Annotated in this window: 20 protein-coding genes and 1 pseudogene; 11 read left to right on the top strand and 10 right to left on the bottom strand. The window is 55.0% G+C overall.

Annotated elements, in window-relative coordinates:
* Positions 1–389 precede the first annotated feature (389 nt).
* On the top strand, positions 390–1,022 hold the full coding sequence (locus tag ACR0FG_RS20050) for a tyrosine-type recombinase/integrase (RefSeq protein WP_480895063.1): 633 nt from the start codon (positions 390–392) through the stop codon (positions 1,020–1,022).
* 185 nt (positions 1,023–1,207) lie between these two features.
* Here ACR0FG_RS20050 and ACR0FG_RS20055 read toward each other — a convergent pair whose 3' ends face one another.
* The 4 genes from ACR0FG_RS20055 to ACR0FG_RS20070 form a co-directional block, all read right to left on the bottom strand.
* Entirely contained in the window at positions 1,208–1,987 is a 780-nt protein-coding gene (locus ACR0FG_RS20055) for an IclR family transcriptional regulator (RefSeq protein ID WP_480895065.1), read from the bottom strand.
* Positions 1,988–1,998: 11 nt separating this feature from the next.
* Positions 1,999–3,357, bottom strand: a complete 1,359-nt coding sequence (locus ACR0FG_RS20060) for a TRAP transporter large permease (RefSeq protein WP_480895067.1) — start codon at positions 3,355–3,357, stop codon at positions 1,999–2,001.
* Complete coding sequence (locus tag ACR0FG_RS20065; protein WP_480895069.1) at positions 3,357–4,022, bottom strand: TRAP transporter small permease; 666 nt, start codon at positions 4,020–4,022, stop codon at positions 3,357–3,359. The genes ACR0FG_RS20060 and ACR0FG_RS20065 overlap by 1 nt, the downstream gene beginning before the upstream one ends.
* 67 nt (positions 4,023–4,089) lie before the next feature.
* Positions 4,090–5,328, bottom strand: a complete 1,239-nt coding sequence (locus ACR0FG_RS20070; RefSeq protein ID WP_170770083.1) for a TRAP transporter substrate-binding protein — start codon at positions 5,326–5,328, stop codon at positions 4,090–4,092.
* 107 nt (positions 5,329–5,435) lie between these two features.
* On the opposite strand from ACR0FG_RS20070, the gene ACR0FG_RS20075 reads away from it, so the two are divergent.
* Complete coding sequence (locus ACR0FG_RS20075; RefSeq protein ID WP_480895071.1) at positions 5,436–7,031, top strand: GMC family oxidoreductase; 1,596 nt, start codon at positions 5,436–5,438, stop codon at positions 7,029–7,031.
* A 239-nt stretch (positions 7,032–7,270) separates the two neighbouring features.
* On the opposite strand, the gene ACR0FG_RS20080 is transcribed toward ACR0FG_RS20075, so the two are convergent.
* Positions 7,271–8,293 carry a permease gene (locus ACR0FG_RS20080; RefSeq protein WP_480895073.1) on the bottom strand — a complete coding sequence of 341 codons (1,023 nt, stop codon included), beginning with the start codon at positions 8,291–8,293 and terminating at the stop codon, positions 7,271–7,273.
* Positions 8,294–8,420: 127 nt separating this feature from the next.
* Here ACR0FG_RS20080 and ACR0FG_RS20085 point away from each other — a divergent pair, with 127 nt between their 5' ends.
* Positions 8,421–9,236 carry a LysR family transcriptional regulator gene (locus ACR0FG_RS20085; protein WP_480895075.1) on the top strand — a complete coding sequence of 272 codons (816 nt, stop codon included), beginning with the start codon at positions 8,421–8,423 and terminating at the stop codon, positions 9,234–9,236.
* A gap of 421 nt (positions 9,237–9,657) precedes the next feature.
* Here ACR0FG_RS20085 and ACR0FG_RS20090 read toward each other — a convergent pair whose 3' ends face one another.
* From ACR0FG_RS20090 to ACR0FG_RS20100, 3 genes are read right to left on the bottom strand one after another with little or no spacing between them, the layout of a single operon-like run.
* Complete coding sequence (locus tag ACR0FG_RS20090) at positions 9,658–10,473, bottom strand: 3-methyl-2-oxobutanoate hydroxymethyltransferase (RefSeq protein WP_480895077.1); 816 nt, start codon at positions 10,471–10,473, stop codon at positions 9,658–9,660.
* A 4-nt stretch (positions 10,474–10,477) separates the two neighbouring features.
* Positions 10,478–10,792: a MocE family 2Fe-2S type ferredoxin gene (locus tag ACR0FG_RS20095; RefSeq protein ID WP_480895079.1), complete on the bottom strand. Its 315-nt coding sequence runs from the start codon at positions 10,790–10,792 to the stop codon at positions 10,478–10,480.
* 27 nt (positions 10,793–10,819) lie between these two features.
* Positions 10,820–11,782, bottom strand: coding sequence for a fatty acid desaturase (locus ACR0FG_RS20100; protein WP_480895080.1), 963 nt, complete (start codon positions 11,780–11,782; stop codon positions 10,820–10,822).
* A 261-nt stretch (positions 11,783–12,043) separates the two neighbouring features.
* On the opposite strand from ACR0FG_RS20100, the gene ACR0FG_RS20105 reads away from it, so the two are divergent.
* Complete coding sequence (locus ACR0FG_RS20105) at positions 12,044–13,060, top strand: LacI family DNA-binding transcriptional regulator (RefSeq protein ID WP_170671904.1); 1,017 nt, start codon at positions 12,044–12,046, stop codon at positions 13,058–13,060.
* A 3-nt stretch (positions 13,061–13,063) separates the two neighbouring features.
* Here ACR0FG_RS20105 and ACR0FG_RS20110 read toward each other — a convergent pair whose 3' ends face one another.
* Positions 13,064–14,101 (bottom strand): LacI family DNA-binding transcriptional regulator, encoded by a 1,038-nt coding sequence (locus ACR0FG_RS20110; protein ID WP_170671902.1) that lies wholly within the window; start codon positions 14,099–14,101, stop codon positions 13,064–13,066.
* A 168-nt stretch (positions 14,102–14,269) separates the two neighbouring features.
* On the opposite strand from ACR0FG_RS20110, the gene ACR0FG_RS20115 reads away from it, so the two are divergent.
* From ACR0FG_RS20115 to ACR0FG_RS20135, 5 genes are all read left to right on the top strand, one after another.
* Entirely contained in the window at positions 14,270–15,265 is a 996-nt protein-coding gene (locus ACR0FG_RS20115) for a TRAP transporter substrate-binding protein (protein ID WP_480895083.1), read from the top strand.
* Positions 15,266–15,330: 65 nt separating this feature from the next.
* Positions 15,331–15,834, top strand: a complete 504-nt coding sequence (locus ACR0FG_RS20120) for a TRAP transporter small permease (protein ID WP_480895086.1) — start codon at positions 15,331–15,333, stop codon at positions 15,832–15,834.
* A 1-nt stretch (position 15,835) separates the two neighbouring features.
* A complete protein-coding gene (locus tag ACR0FG_RS20125; protein WP_480895087.1) occupies positions 15,836–17,116 on the top strand; it encodes a TRAP transporter large permease in 1,281 nt (426 codons plus the stop codon).
* Between the two features lie 149 nt (positions 17,117–17,265).
* On the top strand, positions 17,266–18,156 hold the full coding sequence (locus ACR0FG_RS20130; RefSeq protein WP_480895088.1) for an NAD(P)-dependent oxidoreductase: 891 nt from the start codon (positions 17,266–17,268) through the stop codon (positions 18,154–18,156).
* A gap of 14 nt (positions 18,157–18,170) precedes the next feature.
* Positions 18,171–19,034, top strand: a complete 864-nt coding sequence (locus ACR0FG_RS20135) for a sugar phosphate isomerase/epimerase family protein (RefSeq protein ID WP_480895090.1) — start codon at positions 18,171–18,173, stop codon at positions 19,032–19,034.
* A gap of 331 nt (positions 19,035–19,365) precedes the next feature.
* Here ACR0FG_RS20135 and ACR0FG_RS20140 read toward each other — a convergent pair whose 3' ends face one another.
* Entirely contained in the window at positions 19,366–20,178 is an 813-nt protein-coding gene (locus ACR0FG_RS20140) for a helix-turn-helix domain-containing protein (RefSeq protein ID WP_480785552.1), read from the bottom strand.
* A 236-nt stretch (positions 20,179–20,414) separates the two neighbouring features.
* Here ACR0FG_RS20140 and ACR0FG_RS20145 point away from each other — a divergent pair, with 236 nt between their 5' ends.
* Both ACR0FG_RS20145 and ACR0FG_RS20150 read left to right on the top strand, forming a co-directional pair.
* Entirely contained in the window at positions 20,415–21,842 is a 1,428-nt protein-coding gene (locus tag ACR0FG_RS20145; RefSeq protein ID WP_480895092.1) for an alanine/glycine:cation symporter family protein, read from the top strand.
* Between the two features lie 173 nt (positions 21,843–22,015).
* Positions 22,016–22,919 (top strand): annotated as a pseudogene (locus ACR0FG_RS20150) (glutaminase).
* Positions 22,920–22,958 lie beyond the last annotated feature (39 nt).

The following is a 22,958-nucleotide window of genomic DNA, read 5'->3' on the forward strand; positions in this document are numbered from 1 at the left end:
GATGGGCAACAAGATGTGGGCATTTGGGCCGGCGGCCAAAATCGTTCAAAACCACCTTTCTACGTTCAAGGACTATCCTCCACGGGGTTCGGACGTCACCAACCAAGGTCATGTTGAAGAACAAATCTCGACCGAAGGCGGGATGTCAAAGTAGAAGTCAACTCACGGGAGGCACCAATCCTTGCCTCCCGATCCTAACAAGAACTCGCGAGAAACACCTTCTGACGAAGGTTCGCTTATGCACCAAGACTGTCATTTGGATCCAGTGCAGCATTGGTAAGATTGGGCTCGTTCCCGACATCGGAGGCGGCGCGGCATATTGAGGTATAGTGTCTGGGTCAACGTCTGGTTGTCGCTTTGGGAGGGCATGGCGGATCGGAGGATCAGTCATGGAGACACCAAACTTACCCGCCGTTCGCGCACTTCGCCCAGCCTGGAACAAGGGTCGCATCGTAGGTCAGAAACGTCCGCTGAAACCAAAGCATGTCTGGGCAATCCGGGTGCGGCTTGAGTTGGCAGAGAACCATCGTGATCTAGCTTTGTTCAATATGGCAATTGACAGCAAGCTTCGCGGCTGTGACCTTGTGAAGATGAAAGTCGTGGATGTGATGGCGTCTGGCCAGATCAAGGAACGCGCCTCAGTGCTGCAGAGCAAGACGCGGAAGCCAGTCCGGTTCGAGATTTCGGAAGGCACCCGCGCTTCTGTCGAGAAATGGATGGAAGACGAGCTGATGGTCGGATCAGAGTATCTTTGGCCAGGCCGCTTTCATGAGCGCCTTCACATTTCGACACGTCAGTATGCGCTGATCGTTCGGGACTGGGTCACATCGATCGGACTGGAAGCAAGTGCATACGGCACACATTCGATGCGGCGCACGAAAGTTACCCAGATCTACAAGAAGACCGGCAACCTTCGCGCCGTTCAGCTTCTGCTGGGACACACAAAGATGGACAGCACGGTCAGATATCTTGGTGTCGAACTTGAGGATGCCTTGGCCATTGCTGAAGCCATTGAAATCTAAGATCGCTGGGTCGCCTACACGGGCGGCCCAAAAGAGACATTCGCCACCCGCCTAAATTTCTGCAATCGCAGCCCGCTTTGTGGCCATTCGCTGCAATCGTGAAATCTCGAGGTCTGCTTTGGGGACAGGGGCGCGAACAATGCAGGTGCAGGCAGAACACTTGCTAAGGCGCGGCAAAGAGCCAATCAGGTATATAGAAGCTTCGACAACTTTTCGGCACCGCCATTCAGGACAGGAAGGAATTCGAGCAACCCTTGCAGTTCGTGTCGCTGTGTCGGAGCATGAACCGACAAAGTGGCGACCAACCTGCCCGTCTCGTCCTGAATTGGAACGGCAACGGCGGTCATTCCGGACATGAATTCTTCGTCATCGGTCGAATAACCGCAGGCAGAAATCCGTTCCATTTCGTCCCACAATGCCTTTGGCTCGGTCAGAGTATTCGCAGTCTGAGCGTCCAGCCTGCCAGCGGCCAAATACCCGTCCAGCACATGTTGCCTAAGCGTTGACAGGTACATCTTACCGCTGGCGGTGCAGTGAAACGGCACTTGCGTCCCAATCGGCAACTGAATGCGCAATGGCCACTTTGTCTCGACCCGGTCCAGATAAATCATCCCTTCACGGTCAGGGATTGCCAGATTGCAGGTTTCGCCGATCTCATCTGCCACGCTGCGCAATATCGCAAGTCGCGCGGTGCGCAGATGCTCGGACGACACTGTATTCACGGAAAGCTGACGCAGGCGGGGCCCCGGTCCGAAAGACCGCCCATCCAAATCGCGTTGTAGAAACCCTTCGGCTTCGGCAGTTTGCAACAGGCGGTGGACTGTCGGTTTCGCCAAGCCAAGTGTTTCGATTAGATCCGATGGTTTCACCGCGACCCCGCGCCGGGCGATTTCCTCAAGGATCACCAATAGGCGCAGGTTTGTCGGAATCTGAGTTTCGGTATCTGGTGCATAGGTATGGGCCATCCCGTTACATTCTAGTTGTTTGGCAGCAGGATCAAGGCCAGATCAGGCACCAGCGACACCAGTATCCAAACTGACAGCAAAGCCACCAGATACGGCACCGTATAGCGCAACAACCGGAAATAAGGCACGCCGGTGACACCAGACGCCACGTACAGATTCAGTCCATATGGCGGGGTAATGAACCCAATGGATGCACCGACCAGAAAGATCACCGAGAAATGGATCGGATCAACCCCAACCGACGCGGCAATTGGCGCCAGGATCGGGGCAAGGATGATCGTGACGGGAAGGCTTTCCAACACCATGCCGGAGAAGAACACGATCACCATCGAGGTAAACAGCACGGCGTAGTATCCACCCATTGAGGTAACGAAATCTCCGATCGTCTGCTGCGCCCCAAGCAATGACAGGATTTGCTGCATCACGACCGATACGGCGATCAGCGGTGCAAGGATGCCGGTGATCTGCGCCGAGCGGATAACGATTGAGGGGATCTCGGGGATGGTGAACCCTTCGACCACAAACATCTCGGCATAGGTTTTCTCAGTCGGCGGGATGTTGTTGCGCGCGCCCATGATGCGATTGATCGGATAACTGACCAGCCCGGCAATCACGCAGAATCCGACGGTCACACCGGCGGCTTCCGTGGGTGAAAACTTGCCAGTGTAAATACCCCACAATACCAGCCCGATTGCAAAGAACCCAAGCCATGCGCCAAAGGCGGTTTTCAGGATGCGGTTCAGTTGCAACGGGATCAGATGGCCCCAGCCATTCATCCGGCAGATAATCCAGCAGGCCAGCTGCATGCCGATAACCATCAGCGCGCCCGGCAGAATACCGGCCACGAAAAGCTCAGAAATCGGCAGGTTCATCAAGAACCCGTAAACGATGAAAATGATCGAGGGTGGGATGATGATCCCAACCGTTCCACCCGCCGCGGCGGTTGCAGCACTGAAGCGTTCGTCATAGCCGCCCTTTACCATTTCCGGGTGCAGCATCGATCCGATTGTCGCCGTTGTGGCAGAGTTCGACCCCGAAATCGCTGCGAACAACCCGCAAGCCCCTAGCGAGGCCATGGCAAGTCCGCCACGGATCCAGCCCAGACAGGCATAGGCAAAGTCGCTTAGCCGGCGCGCAATTCCGGATTTGTTGATTAGATCGCCGGTCAGAATGAACAGCGGCATCGCCAACAGGGCGAAGCCTTTGTTGAACACGTTCAGGAGTTCCGCTCCCATATTGTCCAGCGTCAGGCCAAGGACAAAAGAACAGCCGATCACCCAATAGCTGATGACCAGCAGAACCGGCACGCCCAACATGAATAGAAAAGTGACCCCTATCGAGATCAAAGTTACCCAGGTTCCGTCCGCCATCAGTCCGATCCTATCACCGCCTGCTGAAGCAGAGGCTTACCTGTTTTCCAGTTGTCAAAATCATCTGCCAGATTCTGAAAAACCCGCCCGACCATTAGGAAGAACGACAGCGGGGCGGCCAGTAGGAACCACCATTGCATGATGTTGTCGGTACCAAGCACGATCTGAAAATTCGAAGCCGAAAGCGCCACAAGACGTGCCGTCGTAACGATGACAATAACCGCGAAGATGAACCAAAGCACAGCGTCCAATATCAGACAGGCGAGCTGCGCGCCGCGCGGCATCCCGGTGCGAAATTCAGTAAAGCTCAGATGCGTACGCAGGCGAACATTGTAGGACGCACCAAACCAAGCCATCACCATGAACAATAGCGGCGGAATGGTCGTCGACCACGGTTCCTGATCGTTGAACACAAACCGGTCAATAACGCCCCAAAAGATTATCAGAGCGATGGCCAGATAGGAATATACCATGACCGAGCGTTCAAGCTGGCGCTCGATAAACGGCACTTTCCTATAGATCAGCATGATAAGTAAACCGCCAAGCGCCGCGACCACTGTTCCGACCACCCAAGCGGCTTCAGACCGCAATGCTGATTGAATCTCGAACGAATCCCGGCTGAGTAAGGCGCTAAAAATCGCCTCAATATCTGCCCACAGCGACATGAACCCCGTCCTCCCAGTCGGTGTTTGGTGGAACCGGCCCGCGAAAGGGCCGGTTCGTTCAGTTTAATCAGGCAGTGCCCATCCACCAACGGCGGGGCTCGACATTCTCAGGCAGCATGTCCGCCGGAATCTCGCGCGCGATGTCGTAGATTTCCTGATAGGTATCGATGCCACCTGCCCAGTTGTTCAGACGCTCACGCCATTGCGCCCAGGGTTCAGGGTTGTAGTTCGGCGCACACATTTCTTCGGCCAGTTTGATCTGATCATCAGCCAGGAACGCGGCCCGTACACCGTTTTCGGCAAAGATCGTGTTCGGCAGTTGTGGGTCCGAAAAGCCCACGGTGTTCAGCAACGCAGCCTCGTTCGCACCTTGAATGAGCGCTTGTGTGAAGTACGAGGACTCCATTACGGCGTCCTGAAGCTCTCCGCTCAGGCTGTCGAACACCTTTGCTGACATCGAGGTGTGTTCGGTACCACAGAAGAACTTAAGGTTCACCGACTGCGACACAACTGGGGCCATGTTGGCATAAGCCACAGCAGAGGCCCAAGTCTCGGCCCCGTCGATCAGGCCAGTTTTCAACGCATCCAACGTCTCTTCCCACGCGACAGGCACTGGGTTCAAATTCAGCAGCTGCATTGCGATCCGACCAAGCTGTGTGCCGGTCACGCGGTTCTTGGTGCCGAACAACTCTTCCAGCTTTGTAACAGTTGGCTTGTCTGCAAAGTTAGAGCCCATCTGAAGGCCACGCAGTTCACAATGGGTGAACAAGAACTTCAGCCCATGGCGCTTCTCAAGGGGGTCTCGCAAGATACGCTGACTGGCGGGGCTGTAAAAGAAATGATACTGCGCTGCGCGGCTGGGGAACATATAGGCATAGTCCAATACGTTCAGATACGGCGCACCGCCTGCCGAGTTCTGGGTTGAAGCGGCATAGATGTCGACGATTCCCTGCTGAGTCTTCTCGACGCAGCTCAGCTGACCGCAGATCTGGTTGTCGCCGATGAACTCGATGCGAATCTCACCGTCTGTACGCTCTTCGAGGTCGCGCGCGAACTCGATGGCGCCGGCCCGTTCAATCAATAGGTTGCGGGTATTGAAGCCTGCCGCGCCAAATTTTAGTGTGTGTTTGGGCTCTTTTGAGAACCTCTTTTCATAATTTGATTCAGCGGCTTGCGCCAGATTGGCGAGGCTCATCGCGCCGCCGAACCCACCTGCTGCCAGCAGGGTCGAGCTCATGCCATATCGCCCAGCCACGCGGAAGAAATCCCGCCGTGAAATGCCACTCAGTTTCCGTCCGATCTCCATTGCTATCCTCCCGTATCGCAATTATTGAGACGTTTTGTATCAAAAAATGCTAGTATAGTTCTGGCAATTTGCATAGAGTTTTTTGACGGCTTTGGGAGGAGACGGTCATGGAAGTGGATTTTGCGGTTGTTGGGGCGGGGTCTTCTGGCTGTGTCATTGCCAACCGCCTAAGCGCTGATCCCAACACCAAAGTCGCCTTGCTTGAAGCGGGCGGGCCAGATACGAACCCGTGGATTCACATCCCTGTCGGGTATTTCAAAACCATGCACAACCCGTCGGTCGACTGGTGCTACCGCACCGAACCCGACCCGGGGTTGAACGGTCGTTCCATCGACTGGCCGCGCGGCAAAGTACTGGGTGGGTCATCCTCGCTAAACGGTCTTCTTTATGTACGCGGACAAAAAGAGGACTACGATCGCTGGCGCCAGATGGGCAATGTCGGCTGGGGATGGGAAGATGTGCTGCCTCTATTCAAGCGAAGCGAAGATCAGGAACGCGGCGAGGATGCCTTTCACGGCACAGGCGGCCCGCTGTCAGTATCGAATATGCGTATACAACGTCCGATCTGTGACGCCTGGGTCGCCGCTGCGCAATCCGCGGGCTATCCGTTCAACCCAGACTACAACGGTGCGGTACAGGAAGGCGTCGGTTATTTTCAACTGACGACGCGCAACGGTCGCAGGTGCAGCGCTGCGGCGGCCTTTCTCAAACCGATCCGCGACCGGGACAATCTGAACATCATCACACACGCTCTGGTCTCGCGCATCACGTTTAACGGCAAAAAAGCAACCGGACTGGAATATCGTGACCGCTCTGGCGCGACACGGACTCTTACGGTGCGCAGGGAAATCATACTGTCCGGAGGGGCAATCAACTCACCGCAGGTTTTGATGCTGTCAGGCATCGGTGATCCCGATCATCTGAAAGACAACGGGATTGAGCCGATCCACGCCCTGCCTCGCGTAGGTAAGGGGTTGCAGGATCACCTGCAGGCGCGTCTGGTTTTCAAATGCAACGAACCCACTCTGAATGACGAGGTGCGCAGCCTGCTCAATCAAGCCCGGATTGCGCTAAAATATGCGTTGTTCCGGGCAGGCCCGATGACCATGGCTGCTAGCCTTGCCACAGGTTTTCTGAAAACCCGCCCTGAAGTACAAACGCCAGATATCCAGTTCCACGTCCAGCCATGGTCGGCGGACAGCCCCGGCGAAGGAGTGCATCCGTTTTCTGCTTTTACCATGTCGGTGTGCCAACTGCGCCCGGAAAGCAGGGGCGAACTGCTCTTGAATGGGCCCGATCCGTCTGAATATGTCAAAATCGTTCCGAATTACCTGTCAACGGAAACCGACTGCCGGACGATCGTAGAAGGAGTGAATATCGCCAGAAAGATCGCACGGCATAACCCGTTGGCGTCGAAAATCTCGGAAGAGTTCCGGCCTGACGCGCAGCTATCCTGCGATGATTACGAAGGCACACTGGACTGGGCGCGGTCGAATTCGGTTTCGATTTACCATCCGACGGGCACCTGCGCGATGGGAGCGTCGGCCGATGCGGTCGTAGACCCTCAACTGAAAGTCAACGGAATAGAAAATCTGCGGGTCGCTGATTGCTCAATCATGCCCGAAATCATCAGCGGAAACACCAACGCGCCTGCGATCATGATCGGCGAAAAGGCGAGCGATTTGATAATTGCGGATGCCTGACCACTCGGCACGTGCGATCCGTTCTCTTTTGCAGCTAGGCCGCCTCGGCTCTCAATGTTTGGAAATTCCTTCGGACGCCTTAGGAGAAGTCTTCGGGCCCTCCTCGTTGTACTTTCTGTGTTTTCAGATCGGCCTTCAAAACTCCCAAAGCGGACATTCAAGGCAGCGCAACCGAACGGCTGCTATTAGCGGACTTTGTTGTCGTTCGCTGAACGTCTGCATCCCGTTGACGCTGAATCTCAGACGATCCACCCAAAGACATATCCCGCCCCGAGCGACCCCAGAACTGCAAGCAGCAGATAGAGCATGAACGGTTGCAATTTGAGCACCGGCGCGATGGCCATAGCACCCCAGATGCTTACCGCGCCGCCCGAAACAAGGAACGCCATCGCTGCCCCTGCGGACATGCCGTTGTCGATCAACCCTCGTGTCAGTGGGAGCGCAGCGTAACCGTCGATATAGGCCGGGGCACCGACGAAGACAGCGGCGGGTATGGCCCACCATTTGTCTTCGCCAACATATGTGGCCAGTGCGCCCGGTGTAAGGGCCGCGTTCAAGGCATACTCCGCGGCAAATGCCGGGATTAGACAAATCAGGATAAGCCGCGTGGTTGCCCAAACCTGTTTTCTGAAAGCTCGACGACGCGCCTCAGACCGCCAGACCCAAGGTTCAAAGGGCTGATCTTCACCGCATCGTGCAACATTTAGCTGGCGCGCCACGCCATTGTCCCGAAGCGCATTCTCGGCCCAGGTCATCTTGGCGAACAGGCCGGTGACCGCGCCGCCGAAGAGACCCAATCCGAAGGCGGCAAGCGTCTTGCCAATCGCAAAGCTCAGACCAAGGGTTGCCGCTGTTGTTGCGAGCATTGCAGGGTCCGTTATCGGAGAGGACAGCCAGAAGGCCATGATCGGCGCGAGCGGTACGCCCGCAGCTAGTAGTCCGGCCATCAAAGGCAGCACGGTCACACCGCATACGGGCGTGATGGCTCCAATGAGCGAGGCCGCCAAAACCGTTCTCAGCGTCCGGCCCTCGAACGCGCCCGCGATGTGGGTATCCGCGCCGCTTGCGATGATCCAGGCTGCAAGCACGATGCCCGGAATGACGATGGGGGCCACGGCAATCAGGCCCCATAGTACAAACTTTGCTGCGTTTGCGGCGTGTTCCGGCCAGGCAAGACAGACGCCTGCCAGCAGCAGCAAAGACACGCCCCACACCAGGGGTTTCCTGTTAGATGGTTGGTAGGCGGCTGTCTGATCTGACATGGGATACTCCTCTGACCTTGAAAAATAGTGCGGCAAAAGGCATCTGTGAAACGCATAGTTTCAATTTCCGATATTGGAAAAACAAATGGAAAGTCTGGATAGCGATCTTCTATGAACCTTCGTCGCTGTGGCTGATGCCGGAAGCGTCACGGACGGTGCTGCCCGCATCCACCGGTCGCAATCTGCGACAAGTCTTCAGATCAAGCGCCTCGAAACCATCCTGGGTCAGCCGGTCTTTGACAGGCATGGTCGCGGGGTGGTCCTGAGCGTCACGGGACGAAAACTATATCCAGTCGCGCAGGAGGTTACGGCACGTCTCGACGCGGCGCTACGAGAGATTTCACAGAACACAGTAAGCGGCAAACTGCGTTTGGGCATACCCGACGATCATGGGCGCGCCAGACTTGCGGCGATCATTGCGACCTTTGCCCGTCAACATCCGAGAGTCGAACTGGATGTCACGTGCGCCTTGAGCACAAGTTTTCCAGAAGCCCTCGATAAGGGGGCGCTGGACCTTGCGGTCTATGAGGTCGAAAGCCCGACCAGTCACGAAGAGGTTGTTTTTGAAGACCCGACATGTTGGGTTTCGTCGGCGCACCGGCACTTTCGGGCCGAAGAGTGCCTTCCAGTGGCCTTGTTCGATCATGCGTGCTGGTGGCGCGACGCGGCGGTCAATTCATTGCAAGTCCGTGGAAAGCCATATCGCGTTGTCTACTCCAGCCAAAGCGTCTCTGGTGTGATTGCAGCAGTAGAATCCGGGATCGCAGTGGGTCTGCTCGGTCGCTCCTCGCTGCACGGTGGTCTATCGGTGGTGAACGATGCATTTGACCTCGAAAACACGCCTGCCTCCAAGCTGGTGATGGCATCCAGCAAGCCGAAGGAACAAGGGCCTCAGGACGCGATGAAGGCCGCGATTCGAGCCGCATTTATCGCTAACCTATGACAAAGCCGACCTTCGCTGCGCTATGTCGAATGGACAGGTCGAGCTTTTGCAGACATCGGAGCAGGCTCGGCATAAGTCCCTTCCCTGTATTCCGCGGCCCATTCCTGCCGTTCGACCTTGGTCACCGTCGCTGCGACGCGGCCCGTCAGAGCCGACCTTCGCTGCAAGCGCAAAATCAGAAACGCGACGAACTGGGAGTCCGCGGACAAAGTCCGAATTCGCTGCGGTTGCTCGAACGACAGCTGCTGGCGGGTTGCGACGACAACGCCCTGCTGGTCGGGCGGGAAAGGTACTTGCACTGCGATTACAAAATTCTTTGCTACCCGTCGCGAATGGGGAGCAACGTACATCGGTCATCGTTGGGTGATAATTCCGGTTCTCAAAATGTGGTTCTGGGTGCAACTTTCCTTAGCCAAATAGACTATTTTAGTCGTGTAATAAAACTTTCAAACTCCGCGTCTGAGATTGTTGCGCATTCGCTTGGGCTTGGAAATTGCTCCTCTTCAACAGATTCTCTGAACGCCGAAAGTGCGACTCGGCGGTGGTGATTTATCTGTTCATACAGTGAATCGAGATCGCCAAAGGCACGCGCATGGCGCGGGCTTTCGGGTTGCTCCCCGCATACGTCATTTTGAAAAAGGTAGATAATGTCCGCACTGGGGCCCGATCCGAGTGAGGACGTTATCAGAGATGTGCGGGCGGAAATCTCAGCCATTACTCGGTCACAGATAACTTCAGCCTCTACCGAAAAGGCTCCGGCATCTTCCATTGTGCGGAACGCATTCCAAAGCGCGATAGCCTCGTCCGCAGTTTTACCAACGGCACGCAGGCCGCCCCGCCAGGTGGATTTGCGAGGAACCAGGCCGAGATGACACATAACGGGAATATCTTCGCGCGCCAAAAGTTCAACAATTTGCGGCCCTCTTGCCGTGTAGATGCTGTCGGCACCATCCTTCATGGCCGCAAACGCGGCGGTCAGCACGTCACTTTCGGTTGCAAAGTCCGGGAGACCGAGTGCAGCGGTGAAGAACAATTCAGGCGCGCCTTGACGCACGGTTGACGTGTTGTGGGCATTGCCCATGATCAAGTCAATTCCGGCATCTTTCGCGGCTGCTGCCTCTTCGGTTGTATTCGCCGTTGTCTGAACCAGCTTGCGGATACCCTTTAGCGCACGCAGGTCGGACGCGGTGTAGTTTCTTAGTGAGAACTTCGCGTCCCAGTCGTAGATCCGTTTCATGGCATCACCCGATATCGATAAAAACATCTCCGCCTTCGACCTTAACGGGGTAGGTTTTCAGGTTCACACAGACCGGTGAGCGCTTTGCCTCGCCGGTGCGATAGTCGAATTGGCCGTTGTGCATGGGGCATTCGATCAGATGATCGATCACCAGACCGTCTTCCAGATGCACTTCTTCATGGGTGCACAGGCCGTCGGTGCAGTAAAATTCGTCCTCGGGGCATCGGTAGATGGCAAAGGTACGATCGCCATTGTCGTAACGGATTAGATCTTCGGTTTCGATGTCATCGCAAGCGCAGGCGCGGGTCCAGTTCGTCATGGGCTTTCCTGTATTCCGGGGAGTGGGTCACTCGGCCGCTATGGCTGTTGGTCGAGTGTAATCTGGGCTGGGGTTAGCGTCCTTGGGCAGCAACGGCTTGCGGTCGACAAAGTAGAACGGATCGCGCCGCTGGATTAGAATGGCCGGGAGCATTTCGCGAAATGCGGTCAGTGTTCCCATGTATGCTGGTGGGCAATCGCCTTTGATTTCTTCGTGCAAGGCCGGGAGATTGTAGAATGGCACCATGGGATACATGTGATGTTCCACATGGTAGTTCATGTTCGAATACACGAAACGGAATATTCGATTCATGTAGACGGTTCGCGAGTTCAATCGGTGATCCGGGACGTCCTCTGCCAGCCCGGCATGCTGCAGTGATGCCAGCAAGTGATGCAGCCACGAACCATAAAACGTCGGTCCGCCGATCAGCACAATGGGCAGCCATGATTGCAGCACCATTGCCAAAGCAAATGTTATTGCGAGGATTGCGAGGTGAACACGCGACGCCAAGAACGCCTTAGAACGGTCGGCTTCGATGAGGAATGTTTTCTGATCTTTGGTCAAACGACCAGCCGCCAGCCAAAACATCTTTTTCAACTCGTTCCAGCCAGATTGCAGGTGCATCATGTTCCACAGAATGTTGAGTGGATGCGGAGGCCGCGGAAACGCAATCTCGGGGTCTTTTCCGACGATCACTGTATCCGTGTGATGGCGTGTATGGCTCCACCGCCAAAGATAGGGGTTTTTCAGCGACATGAATGAGGCCAGCTGATAGGCTGCGGTGTTCAGCCAAGGCGTTTTGAAAACAGTCCCATGGCAGCACTCGTGCCAACGGCTGTCGGCACAGGATCCGTAAAACACGCCGTAAAGAATGACAAACGGCACCGCCCACCATGTACCCCAGGTCAGAACGACCAGAGCACCTGTTGCCAACACCAATCCTAGCCAGATCCCATAGTCGACCAGGGCCGGAGCGTCGCGGCGCTTCATCAGTTCCTTCATCCGTTTCCGGGGGACAGGAGTGGAGTACCACTGTTTAGGTGCAAAGCTTGGACCGCTGTCCCGGCCCGTCAGCGAATAATCCCGCCAAGGTAGGGTATTGTCCTTCGGCACATCAGGTTCCTTTTCTACATTGCTGCTGCCGAGCAGAACCGAGGAGCGCCTGAATCGTCAAACCTGTCGTGATATTTTCTATCATTTCTCTCAGAATATACTGTAAAATAGATGATAAGTTTCATCATGGAGCGCGCTATGGCCCGTGTCACACTCAAAGACGTCGCAGAAAAGGCGGGGGTAGGCGTCGCAACAGTAGACCGCGTTCTGAATGCGCGCGCGCCGGTTACTGCGGCGACATCTGCGCGGGTTCTTTCAGCGGCAGAAGCGTTGGGGTATCGCTCGGCAGGATTGTTGCGGCGCCGGGTTGAGGAGATGGCTCCAGCAAAACGGCTGGGCTTTATTCTTCAAAAGGAAAGCAAGTGGTTTTATCGCGAGTTAGCGTTTGAATTGCAGCGACAGGCAGAGCAGTTGCGCAGTATCCGGGCAAAAGTTGTAATCCAATACGTTGAAAGCCTTTCGCCGTCCGAGCTTGCAACTGCGATTGACGAAATGCGCGGCAAGGTAGACGCCATAGGCTTGGTTGCGATTGATCATCCGGAGATCAATCGTGCGATCGCCAGCGCCGATGTCCCTGTCATTGCATTGCTCTCACCGCTGTCTTCGCCTCAAGTTACTGCCTATGTCGGGATCGACAGTCGAAAAGCAGGGCGGACAGCAGGTTGGGCGATGGCGCGTCTTGATCGAACCGAAGGCGTGGTTGGCATCTTGATCGGGTCACACAGGTATCTTGGGCACGAAGCGCTTGAGACCGGGTTCAGAAGCTACATGCGCGAATTTGCTCCGCAGAAACCTCTTCGAGACTCTGTGGTGTATCTGGATGACGCCGCAGTTGCATATGAAGCGACAGCAGAATTGCTGCGGGCCAACAAAGACCTCTCCGGCATCTATCATTGCGGAGGCGGGGTGACCGGAGCATTGAAAGCGCTGCGTGAGGCAGGGCAATCGCGGGAAGTTGTCTACATCTGCCATGAACGGACACCGGTTACCGAAGCTGCGCTTGCCGATGGCAGCATCGATCTGTTGATTAACAACCCGCTGGATCAGGTTGCAGATCGCGTGACACAGATGATGTCTCGGTGTCTTACCGGAAAACCAGTTCTGGAACAGGTTGGAGTTATTCCGTTTGATCTCTGCACATCTGAAAACCTGTGAACATCAGCCGAAGGTGGCGCCGTTGATGTTTTCACGAGTGATAACTTCAACTGGAACGACCTCAGCCTGATGGGGCCGGTTTTCCAGTGTCGCGATCAGGGTCTGAACGGCTTGTTCAGCGATCCGTTGCATATTCTGATGAATGACAAGATCCATTGATCCGTCCAGCAGGTAGTTTCTCGTCTTCGGCGTAAGGTTGTGGCCGATCAGCATGATTTCTCCCGTCAAATCGCGATCAGCCAGAGCCGCAACAATGCCTTCGTTGCCACCGCCGACGTTATAAATGCCCAGCAGCCCAGGATGCTCGTCCAGCATCTGGCCCACCACCACGCGATTTTCCCGTACATCATCGTGGCCGATATAGGTACCCACAACGCGGAGGTGGCTGAAATCCCTTCGCAAGGCTGACCGAAACCCCATCTCTCGATCCGAATGGTTGCGATACAGTTGCTCGCCGGAAATCACGCCGACGGTTCCGGATTGCCGCAGCATCCGACCCATAAAATAGGCCGCTGTTCGTCCTGCGGCCATATTGTCCGTCCCGACAAATTGGCCCAGAACGGGGCTGATCAGATCGGAAACGACAGGTATGCATGGAATATTCAAACCGTGCAGCTCTTCGACAGCGTCGCGCACCCGCGGATCATCCAAAGCCTGAAAGCCAACTGCATCAATTCCCTGCCCGGCGCAGGCTCTCAGTTTTCGAGCCAACACAGATGGTTCCAGTTTCGTGGAAAACACACACTCAACGGTGGCGCGGCCATTGGTGAAAACATTCTGAAAACAATCGCCCAGAAATTCTGTCGATGGTCCGGCTTCCTCTGGCAGAAATATCTTCAGCCGCCAGGGTCGCGCAGGCTGGTCTAATTGAGCGCCGGATTCGATCGCGTGCTTGGCCTGCAAAACACGCTGGCGGGTCTCAGGCTTTACGTTAGATCTGTTGTTCAAAACCCGGTCAACCGTAGCGGTGCCGACCCCCGCAATCCTCGCAATCTCGGAGACGCGTGCCTTCTTTGGGATTATTACAGCTTCATCGCTCATAGACCCCTACTAACATCATTTCCGATCAAAAGCATCCTCAAACGATCTTTGTAGAACATCAAAAACCATCATTGCCGTCATTTGATGCAATTTTTCTTGCCACCGAATTGTGAGGGGGCTTATCCCAACGTCATGCAACGGGATCGAGTCCCGTTCAGGGAGGATAGCATGACCTACACAGCTAAATTACTGGCCGGGGTTACCGGCCTAATAATGACTGCCAGTACAACACTGGCGGCGGACTTCACCTTTAAATATGGCAACGAGCAACCAGAAACCTCAATCCGTTCGCAGTCCATGGACTGGTTCAAGACCGAACTTGAAAAACGTACGGACGGTCGCATCGAAGTCGAGAATTTCTTTGGTGCCGCGCTTGGTAATGAGCGTGAAATGATGGATCAGGTGACGGCCGGTTTGCTGCAAGGCACGCGTGGCGGTTTCTTTGCCGACGCGTCCGGGGCATTCAACCTGTACCAGTTGCCGTTCCTCGTCGCGAATTGGGATGAGATGGAATGTCTGGTCGGTTCGGACTTCACCAAGGGCGTTCAGGCCCGTGCTGAGGCGAACGGATATCACATCCCTGCCACCGGTATCAGCCAAGGATTCCGGGCCTATACCAACAACGTTCAGCCAATAACATCGGTTGCTGATCTGCAAGGTCTGCGCATTCGCGAACCTCAATCTGATCTGATGATCGCCACGGGCACAGCCATCGGGTCGGTTCCGGTCGCCATGCCGTTTTCAGAGGCATATCAGGCATTCAAACAGGGCGTGATTGACGGGCAGCATAACCCGCCGCAAAATATCTGGGACTTCAATATTCACGAAGTGCAAAAGTATCTGACGCTGTCGAACCATATGACAGGCCCCGATCCTTTGATCGTCAACAAGGCGTGGTATGACGGTTTGCCCGAAGACCTTCAGGCCACCTTTGACGAGGTTGCGGTCGAAGCGATGGCGATGTCGGACAAGCTGTATCGCGATGCTGAAACGAACATCGTCGGCGAACTCGGTAAGCACATGGAGATCAACGAACTGACGCCCGAAGCCCTGGCGGGTTTCCAGGAAGCCGTTGCGCCGGTCTATCAACAGATGATCAACGCAGGTCATTTCACGATGGATGATATCGACGCTGCCCGTGCTGCAGCGGCGTCTTGCGGCTGATCTGAAATGGCAATTCCGGGCGCTCTTACCCTGCGCCCGGATTCCCTTCTTAACGGAACCGGTTTATGGATACGCTCTCTGCAATTGACCGTGTACTGACGCGCGTTATCGAAGCGTTGATGGTCGTGCTGTTTGGGGTGTTTTTGGTGATTGTCGTCACCAAAGTCCTGATGCGCCCCTTTGACATGGCGATCTACGGGGTCGACGAACAGGTCAAGATCGCGTTTCTTTGCACCTCGGCCTTGGGCGGTGCTGTCGCGATTACGAAGCGTGAGCATATCGCGATCACGTTCTTCATCGACATGATGCCCTACTACGTCAAAATGGCCTTCTATGTGGCGGGGCTTGTCCTTGTGGGAGTGATGAACGCGGCTTTGGTCTGGCTGTCCATCGATTGGATTGCGGGGCCGGGGAAAAACATGTGGCAACCCTTCGGGATGCCTCAGGCTTATGTGTTCGTCATTGTTCCGATCTCCTGCTCGATTGCAGTTTTCTACTGTTTCGTTCGCGTGGTTCTGACCTTGGGTGGCCGGGACTCGATTGACGTTCTCTGGATGCCGGAGGACTGACATGTTGATCCTTTTCGCCACGCTTGGAATACTGTTAGTTTGCGGAGTACCGATTGCGTATTCTCTGGGGTTGGCATCACTGGCGTATTTCCTGATCGAGGCACCCGCCGCGACAGGGTTCGTCGTGCAGCGCTTCTTTTCTGGCATCAATAATTATCCGCTGGTCTCACTACCCTTCTTCATTCTGATGGGCTTGGTGATGAATTCCGGAGGCATCACGCGGCGTCTGCTGGACCTGTCCATGTTCTTCGTCGGGCGGTTGAAAGGTGGGCTGGGATTGGTCAACGTCGTGGGCTCGATGATCTTTGGCGGCATCTCGGGTTCCTCCGCCTCGGATACCGCTTCAATCGGGTCAGTGCTGATCCCTGAGATGGAAAAACGCGGATACCCCAAGAGTTTCGCAGCGGGGATCACGGTTGCCTCGTCCACTATGGGCATGATCATCCCGCCGTCTGTTCCCATGATTATCTACGCCGTCGCCGCGGAAGAAAGCATCGGTCGCCTGTTTCTGGGCGGGATCATTCCCGGCATCATGGTTGGTTTACTTCAGCTGATCGTCGTGTGGTTGCTGGCCAAGCGGAACGATTACCCGACCGAAGACGTACCGTTCACATTGGCTGAAGCCGGGCGGCAGGCCAGACGTTCTGCCGCCGTAGCACTGATGCCGATCTTGATCGTAGGTTCCGTCGTCTTTGGTTTTGTTACACCAACCGAGACTGCCGGGGCAGCAGTGGTATATGGCCTGATCATCGGATTGTTCATTGTCGGATTTGGTGTTCTGAAAGATCTACCGGGGGCCATGCGCCACGCGATCATCATGTCCGCCAAGATCATGATGATCATCGCGTTCAGTCAGGTGTTCATCACTGTACTGGCGCTGGAACGTGTACCCAATCAACTGGCCGATTTCGTTTCGGGCCTCGGACTTGGCCCGGTCGCCTTCATGGTTCTGACAGCCATTTTGATCCTGATGGCGGGTACGTTCATCGACGTTAGTCCCGCCATTCTATTACTGACACCGGTTTTGTTGCCGGTCGCTGAAAAGCTGGGCGTGTCTGGTGTGCATTTTGGTGTGGTGATGGTCTCGGGACTCGCGGTTGGTGCATGCACACCGCCAGTAGGAAATTGCCTGAATGTCTGCGCTGCAATCTGCCGTATGCCGATCGGAAAGATTTTCGTCGGTGCCGCGCCGTTCCTGCTGGCAAATGTGGTGGTGCTGATTTTGATCGCGATCTTCCCGCAACTGGTCCTTTGGATACCGGACGCGGTCATGGGTCCGTAGCCACACGGAATTGGGCAGCGGGGTGTCTTCCGGACCTGCCCGGCCTTGGTCAGCCAAAGCCTGAAATCCCCGCACACATCGACGCCTCGGAAGATGGGGCGCCAAACCTCAACTCCGGCCGGGCCGGACGACACATTAGGAAGACAATTATGCAACGTGCAGGTGTCATTGGATTAGGGGATATGGGCAGCGGGCTGGCGAAGAACCTGATCAAAAACGGGTTCGAAACCACCGGGTTTGATCTGAGTGAAGCGCGCCTGAAGGCGCTGGCTGAAATGGGCGGAACGCCTGCAGCAAGTGTTGCAGATGTAGGGGCCAACGCGGATGCAGTCTATGTCATGGTCATGAACGGCGATCAGGCCAAGGCTGTCATTCTTGGTGAAAACGGTCTGGTCCGTCACATGGCGCAGGGCGGCGCGGTCATTCTGACCGCCACGATCAAACCGCGTGAGGCCCGCGAGATTGGCGAGGCCATGGTCGGTTCGGGCATCCACCTGATCGACAGCCCTGTCTCTGGCGGCTTTCCGGGTGCGCAGGGCGGTACACTAACCATGATGGCCGCAGCCCCTGATGCCGTACTGGACGAATTCCAACCAGTGATGGAGGCGGTCTCGGCCACTATTCACCGCGTAGGGGACGGGCCCGGCCAAGGTCAGACCGTAAAAGCATGTCTGCAGACTCTGATCGGTTCAATCTTTTCGGCAACATTTGAGGCGTCGGTTCTTGCCGCCAAGGCGGGCGTGAAGGGCGAAAACCTGTACAAGGTCTTTTCGACCTCTGGCGCGGGATGCGGATGCACCAACACGGCGCTGGAGAACATCATCGACCGTAAATTCGAAAACACCGGTTCGGGCATCGGCACCATGCACAAGGACCTGACAATCTCACTGGATCTGGCCGAAGAGCTGGGCGTTCCAATGCATACTGCTTCATCTGCCATGCAGATTTTCCATGCTGGCAAAACAAAATTCCCCGATGGCGACAACTGGGCCTGCACCCGCGTGATCGAAGAAATCGTCGGCGCTGAGTTGCATCGCTGAGAAAGGACAAGAACATGAAACTTGGCGTTATCTGTGATGGCATCAGTCGCGACCTGAAACACGCGGTCGATGTGATGGATGAGTTTGACCTCGAATATGCCGAACTGCAATTTGTCGGCGATACGGAGGTTGGCGATCACTCTGCTGATGAGATCAGGGAAATTGACACGCTGCTTCGGGATCGGGGCAAGCCCGTATCCTGTCTGTCGCGCCACATCTTCGCGGGAATGACCGGGGCGAACAAACCAGGGGATGACCTGCACAGCAAGCATATGGATGCTTTGAAGCGCGTGATCGACATGGCACATGTGGTCAGCAGCCCATTGGTGCGCATTATGACTCCAAAGAAAGAGCAGATTCTGTGGGGGACCGGAGGTGCAGAAAAATGGAACGTCGCCAAAGGCGCATGGGACGCGATGCTGCCCCTGATTGCACCGGCGATTGACGTTGCCAAGGACGGCGGGGTGACTTTGGTCGTCGAAACGGGCAACGGGACCATGGTGAATTCGAATTACACCGCCCGTAAGCTGATCGATGATCTGGATGCCAAGGACACGTTGAAGGTACTTTGGGACCCGGCCAACAATTGCTGGTGTCACGAACAAGCGTTTCCTGCTGGGTATGACGAAGTGAAAGATGGCTATCTCGGGCACATCCACATCAAGGACGTTCAAGTCGATACGCCCCGCGCGACATTATCGGTCAAACAAATGGGCGAAGGCCAACTGGCCGATCAGTTTCAGCCGATGGCGGATGCTCTGAAAGCCGACGCCTATGATGGGGTGATATCATTCGAAAGCGTCTACCACCCCGGAAACGGAAACTTCGAAGACGGTTTCCGCCGCTGCATTGATCGCTTCAAAGAGCATTTTAGTTGAACCTCCGGCGAGACCGCTACGGCCAATCGATGTTCCTCCCAATACATCGTTCAGCCGAAACACAGACCCGTCGTCAGGCGGGTCTGTTTTGGTTTTTCGGTGAAAACCGAATAACGGTCAAAAGTTCTAATTCTGCGGGACGATTGGGGAAATGTCGCATTATTTGCTCGAAAAAAATTCTTTCGGCAATCGTGTCGCAGCGGACGACGGGTCACTAGGGCATCCCGGAGAATCTTGGGCAGCAAATTTTGTTCTATGGCTTGGGTATGAAACCTCGAGATATTGAGCTGCACCGAATCCAGTTTTTTCCGCAACATCGATTTTACTGACCCTACAAATCACTCATTACTCGAAAGTGGGAGTCGTCGGTGTTCATTGTGTTTCGCACCATCAGTTCGATTGATTTGTCAATTTCCGGATCATCGGGTTCAAAGACGGCACAAGCCTTAAGAGCGTCCTTAATGTTGGTTTCTTTTCCGAGAAAACAATAGAGTACGCGCGCGCAAAGCGGTTCTCTGGAACTGCTGGTCGAAACGCCGAGTTTCAGACCGGGAAGCCGATTGTGACGGTTCTTGAAATTGGGATATAGAATTGTCTGACTTATTTCTTCGCCCGTGATGGCATCGAAATCGACCTGAAAGATGCGGTCGTTTAGGTAGAATGCCAGCCCGTTATAGCGACCATGCATACGGGCCTTGTCCCGGCCCTTGATCGCCATGTTTTCGATGCGCGAGTAACGCGTGACACCGCCTTCTGTCGACAGTCGCACCAGAGTCCGCAAGATCATTCCCGGATAAGTCATGGCATAGGAATACTCGTGATAGAAACCATCATACCGGGACAGGTCGTTACGAGAGCGCTTGGCCAGCTGTTCCAGATAAGCAGAATAGGCCAGTGGACCCACATTGGCGTCGCGACGCAACCGGACCAGCTCTGCAAAATCATCGTGTGGCAGTAATATTTCGCCTTCTTCTACACCAAAGAAGTCGCAGATTTTCGCGAGGGCATGTTGCGAAGGCCGTGAGGCACCGTTGAGGTATTTGTTGAATTGTGATCGGTTTATTTCCAGCTGACGACAAACCTCGGCCACCGACTTGAAATGGTTGGTCAGCAACCTCAAGTTCCGTTGGAAATCCTCGGCCATACCTGAACTACCCCTTCTTGTTCGGATCGCCGAATTCCAAAACACCAGATATTTCGGCTAACACCGGACAATAATGTGGCGCTATCTGGCGCTCATGCAAGACCTTTTTGCAACTGGTTGCAACACCTCACCAAATTGAGTCGAACGCAAGCCCGGTGCTACCAGACCTGATGCGGTGGGGCGATCATCCCATTGTCCACGACGCATCGTCATCACTAACAGGGAAACTCTGGATCATGGGAATATTCGACAGCCTGTTTGGCGCTATCAATGACCTGACATGGGGTTGGTCACTCGTACCAATTCTTGTCATCTTTGGCGTCTTCATCACTCTACTAACTGGGTTCGTTCAGTTTAAGTTCTTCAAGCGCATGTTCCGTGTGCTGTCTTCAAACAACCAAAGCGCCGATCCAAATGCCATCTCGGCACGGCAGGCGTTGCTGGTGTCAGTCGGCGGACGCGTTGGTGGTGGCAACATAGCGGGGGTTGCGGTTGCCATTACACTTGGTGGTCCGGGCGCGGTGTTCTGGATGTGGGCAATCGCGATTGTCGGCATGGCTACCAGCTTGGTCGAATGCTCGCTGGCGCAGCTGTACAAGCGCCGTCAGGAAAATGGAGATTTCCGCGGTGGGCCTGCACGCTCTATCATCCATGGTCTGGGTGAGCAGTACCGTTGGCTGGCCATTGTTTACGCGATCTGCCTGATTGCGTCCTTTGCCATCGGTTTCAATGCATTCCAGGGAAACACGGTTGCCGGTGCGGCAGAAGAAAGCCTTGGACTTAGCCGTTTTGTCACCGGTGCAGTGCTTACGGTGATCGCTGGCTTTGTTGTCTTCGGTGGTATTCATCGGATCGCAAAGGTGGCGGATGTGGTTATTCCGGTCATGGCAGTCGCCTATCTTCTGATGGCTTTTGTGATCATCCTGATCAACGTTGCGGACGTATCGGGTGTGTTCGTCTCCATAATTGCCAACGCCTTTGGCTGGGAAGAAGCAGTCGGCGGCGGCATGGGTGCTGCCATTGCCAACGGTTTGCGTCGCGGTCTGTTTTCGAACGAAGCCGGTCTGGGTTCAGCGCCAAACGTGGCCGCAACGGCTGACGTGCGTCACCCGATCAGTCAGGGCATCACCCAGTCGTTTTCGGTCTTCATCGACACGATCATTATCTGCACTTGTACCGCTTTGGTCATCCTGCTCAGCGACGTTTATCAGCCCGGCGCTGACATCGATGGAGTGGTTCTGACACAGCAGTCTCTGGTGAGCCACCTGGGCGAGTGGACCCAGTATTTCCTGACCTTCATCATCCTGCTGTTTGCGTTCAGTTCAATCATCTACAACTACTATCTGGGCGAAAACGCACTGACCGTGATCACAAAACACCCGATGGCGATCAACGTTCTGCGCGTTGCCATTATGGGTATCGTATTCCTTGGGGCCACTGCGCCGGGTGCAACATCAGTGTTCGCTTTCTCTGATCCGGCGATGGGTCTGCTAGCACTAGTCAACCTCGTTGTGATCATGATGCTGCTCCCGACATGCCTCCGCATTCTGCAAGACTTCCGAAAGCAGCTTGCAGCAGGTGTGGAACGCCCGGTTCTGAATCCGGATGATTTTCCTGATCTTGACCTTGATCGCACGGCATGGACCGGGAAAGTGAAAGACTGATTTTTGTCTAGGCGCGTGACGAATTGGTGTTTGCCTCCAAGACAGAAATTCTAAACAAACTGGAACCTCGCCAATCGTTGGCGAGGTTCTTCTCTTACTACAGAGAACAGGCTCAGTGTTCCAAATCGCAGGTGAATTTTGGCATGCGGTGTAGCTGTAGCGTGGAGATCTAAATGAACAGAATGTTGCATGAAATTGCCGCAGAGATTTTCAGGCAAGACGAGTGGGGGCAAACCGCCCGATACATTCCCGAACTTGCCGAAGTTGACCCAAGGCAATTCGCGATAAGCGTGTGTTTGAACGATGGCAGTATGTTCAGCGCTGGTTCAGCTGACACGCCGTTTTCAATTCAAAGTGTATCAAAGGTCTTTACACTTGTGGCCGCGCTTGGACGCGTGGGGGATCAGCTTTGGAATAGGGTCGGCAGAGAGCCGTCCGGCGCCAGCTTTGACTCCGTTGTACTTCTGGAAAGAGAAAAAGGTCGGCCACGAAACCCATTCATTAACGCTGGCGCAATCGTCACCACTGATGCTCTATTGTCGGGTCGAGAACCAAAAATAGCGCTAGCCGAAATAATCGGACTCGTTCGGCAAATGGCCGGATCAGACGAAATTCACATTAATCACAAGGTAGCAGCGTCCGAACAGGAGACGGGGTCCAGAAACTTTGCGCTTGCGCATTACCTCAAATCCCACGGAAACCTGCTCAATTCACCGGAACTCTCACTTGGGGTTTATTTTCATCAATGCGCCATCGAAATGACAACCAAACAGTTGGCTATGGCAGGCCGTGTTCTCGCTGGGTTGGACGAGGCGCCTCGAGTTATCTCGCAACATCATGCCCGCCGTAGTGAACGCGCTGATGATGACTTGCGGGCACTACGATGGTTCAGGTGATTTTGCGTATCGGGTAGGTCTGCCAGGCAAGAGTGGCGTTGGTGGTGGTTTGCTTGTAGTCGCACCAAAAGTTGCGTCTATCGCTTTGTGGTCACCAGGGCTGAATAGCTATTGCAATTCGCATGCCGGAACACGCGCTGCTTCAATGCTCTCGCAAGCGACAAATTGGTCAGTCTTTTAGGTGGGCTCCAAGAAGGCCCTCCGGTCTCGGATTAAGGGG

The organism is Ruegeria sp. E1, from assembly GCF_056534225.1.

Coding starts and splice junctions, on each gene's coding strand:
- ACR0FG_RS20050 (WP_480895063.1), top strand. CDS start 390: ATGGAGACACCAAACTTACCCGCCGTTCGCGCACTTCGCCCAGCCTGG.
- ACR0FG_RS20055 (WP_480895065.1), bottom strand. CDS start 1,987: ATGGCCCATACCTATGCACCAGATACCGAAACTCAGATTCCGACAAAC.
- ACR0FG_RS20060 (WP_480895067.1), bottom strand. CDS start 3,357: ATGGCGGACGGAACCTGGGTAACTTTGATCTCGATAGGGGTCACTTTT.
- ACR0FG_RS20065 (WP_480895069.1), bottom strand. CDS start 4,022: ATGTCGCTGTGGGCAGATATTGAGGCGATTTTTAGCGCCTTACTCAGC.
- ACR0FG_RS20070 (WP_170770083.1), bottom strand. CDS start 5,328: ATGGAGATCGGACGGAAACTGAGTGGCATTTCACGGCGGGATTTCTTC.
- ACR0FG_RS20075 (WP_480895071.1), top strand. CDS start 5,436: ATGGAAGTGGATTTTGCGGTTGTTGGGGCGGGGTCTTCTGGCTGTGTC.
- ACR0FG_RS20080 (WP_480895073.1), bottom strand. CDS start 8,293: ATGTCAGATCAGACAGCCGCCTACCAACCATCTAACAGGAAACCCCTG.
- ACR0FG_RS20090 (WP_480895077.1), bottom strand. CDS start 10,473: ATGAAACGGATCTACGACTGGGACGCGAAGTTCTCACTAAGAAACTAC.
- ACR0FG_RS20095 (WP_480895079.1), bottom strand. CDS start 10,792: ATGACGAACTGGACCCGCGCCTGCGCTTGCGATGACATCGAAACCGAA.
- ACR0FG_RS20100 (WP_480895080.1), bottom strand. CDS start 11,782: ATGAAGCGCCGCGACGCTCCGGCCCTGGTCGACTATGGGATCTGGCTA.
- ACR0FG_RS20105 (WP_170671904.1), top strand. CDS start 12,044: ATGGCCCGTGTCACACTCAAAGACGTCGCAGAAAAGGCGGGGGTAGGC.
- ACR0FG_RS20110 (WP_170671902.1), bottom strand. CDS start 14,101: ATGAGCGATGAAGCTGTAATAATCCCAAAGAAGGCACGCGTCTCCGAG.
- ACR0FG_RS20115 (WP_480895083.1), top strand. CDS start 14,270: ATGACCTACACAGCTAAATTACTGGCCGGGGTTACCGGCCTAATAATG.
- ACR0FG_RS20120 (WP_480895086.1), top strand. CDS start 15,331: ATGGATACGCTCTCTGCAATTGACCGTGTACTGACGCGCGTTATCGAA.
- ACR0FG_RS20125 (WP_480895087.1), top strand. CDS start 15,836: ATGTTGATCCTTTTCGCCACGCTTGGAATACTGTTAGTTTGCGGAGTA.
- ACR0FG_RS20130 (WP_480895088.1), top strand. CDS start 17,266: ATGCAACGTGCAGGTGTCATTGGATTAGGGGATATGGGCAGCGGGCTG.
- ACR0FG_RS20135 (WP_480895090.1), top strand. CDS start 18,171: ATGAAACTTGGCGTTATCTGTGATGGCATCAGTCGCGACCTGAAACAC.
- ACR0FG_RS20140 (WP_480785552.1), bottom strand. CDS start 20,178: ATGGCCGAGGATTTCCAACGGAACTTGAGGTTGCTGACCAACCATTTC.
- ACR0FG_RS20145 (WP_480895092.1), top strand. CDS start 20,415: ATGGGAATATTCGACAGCCTGTTTGGCGCTATCAATGACCTGACATGG.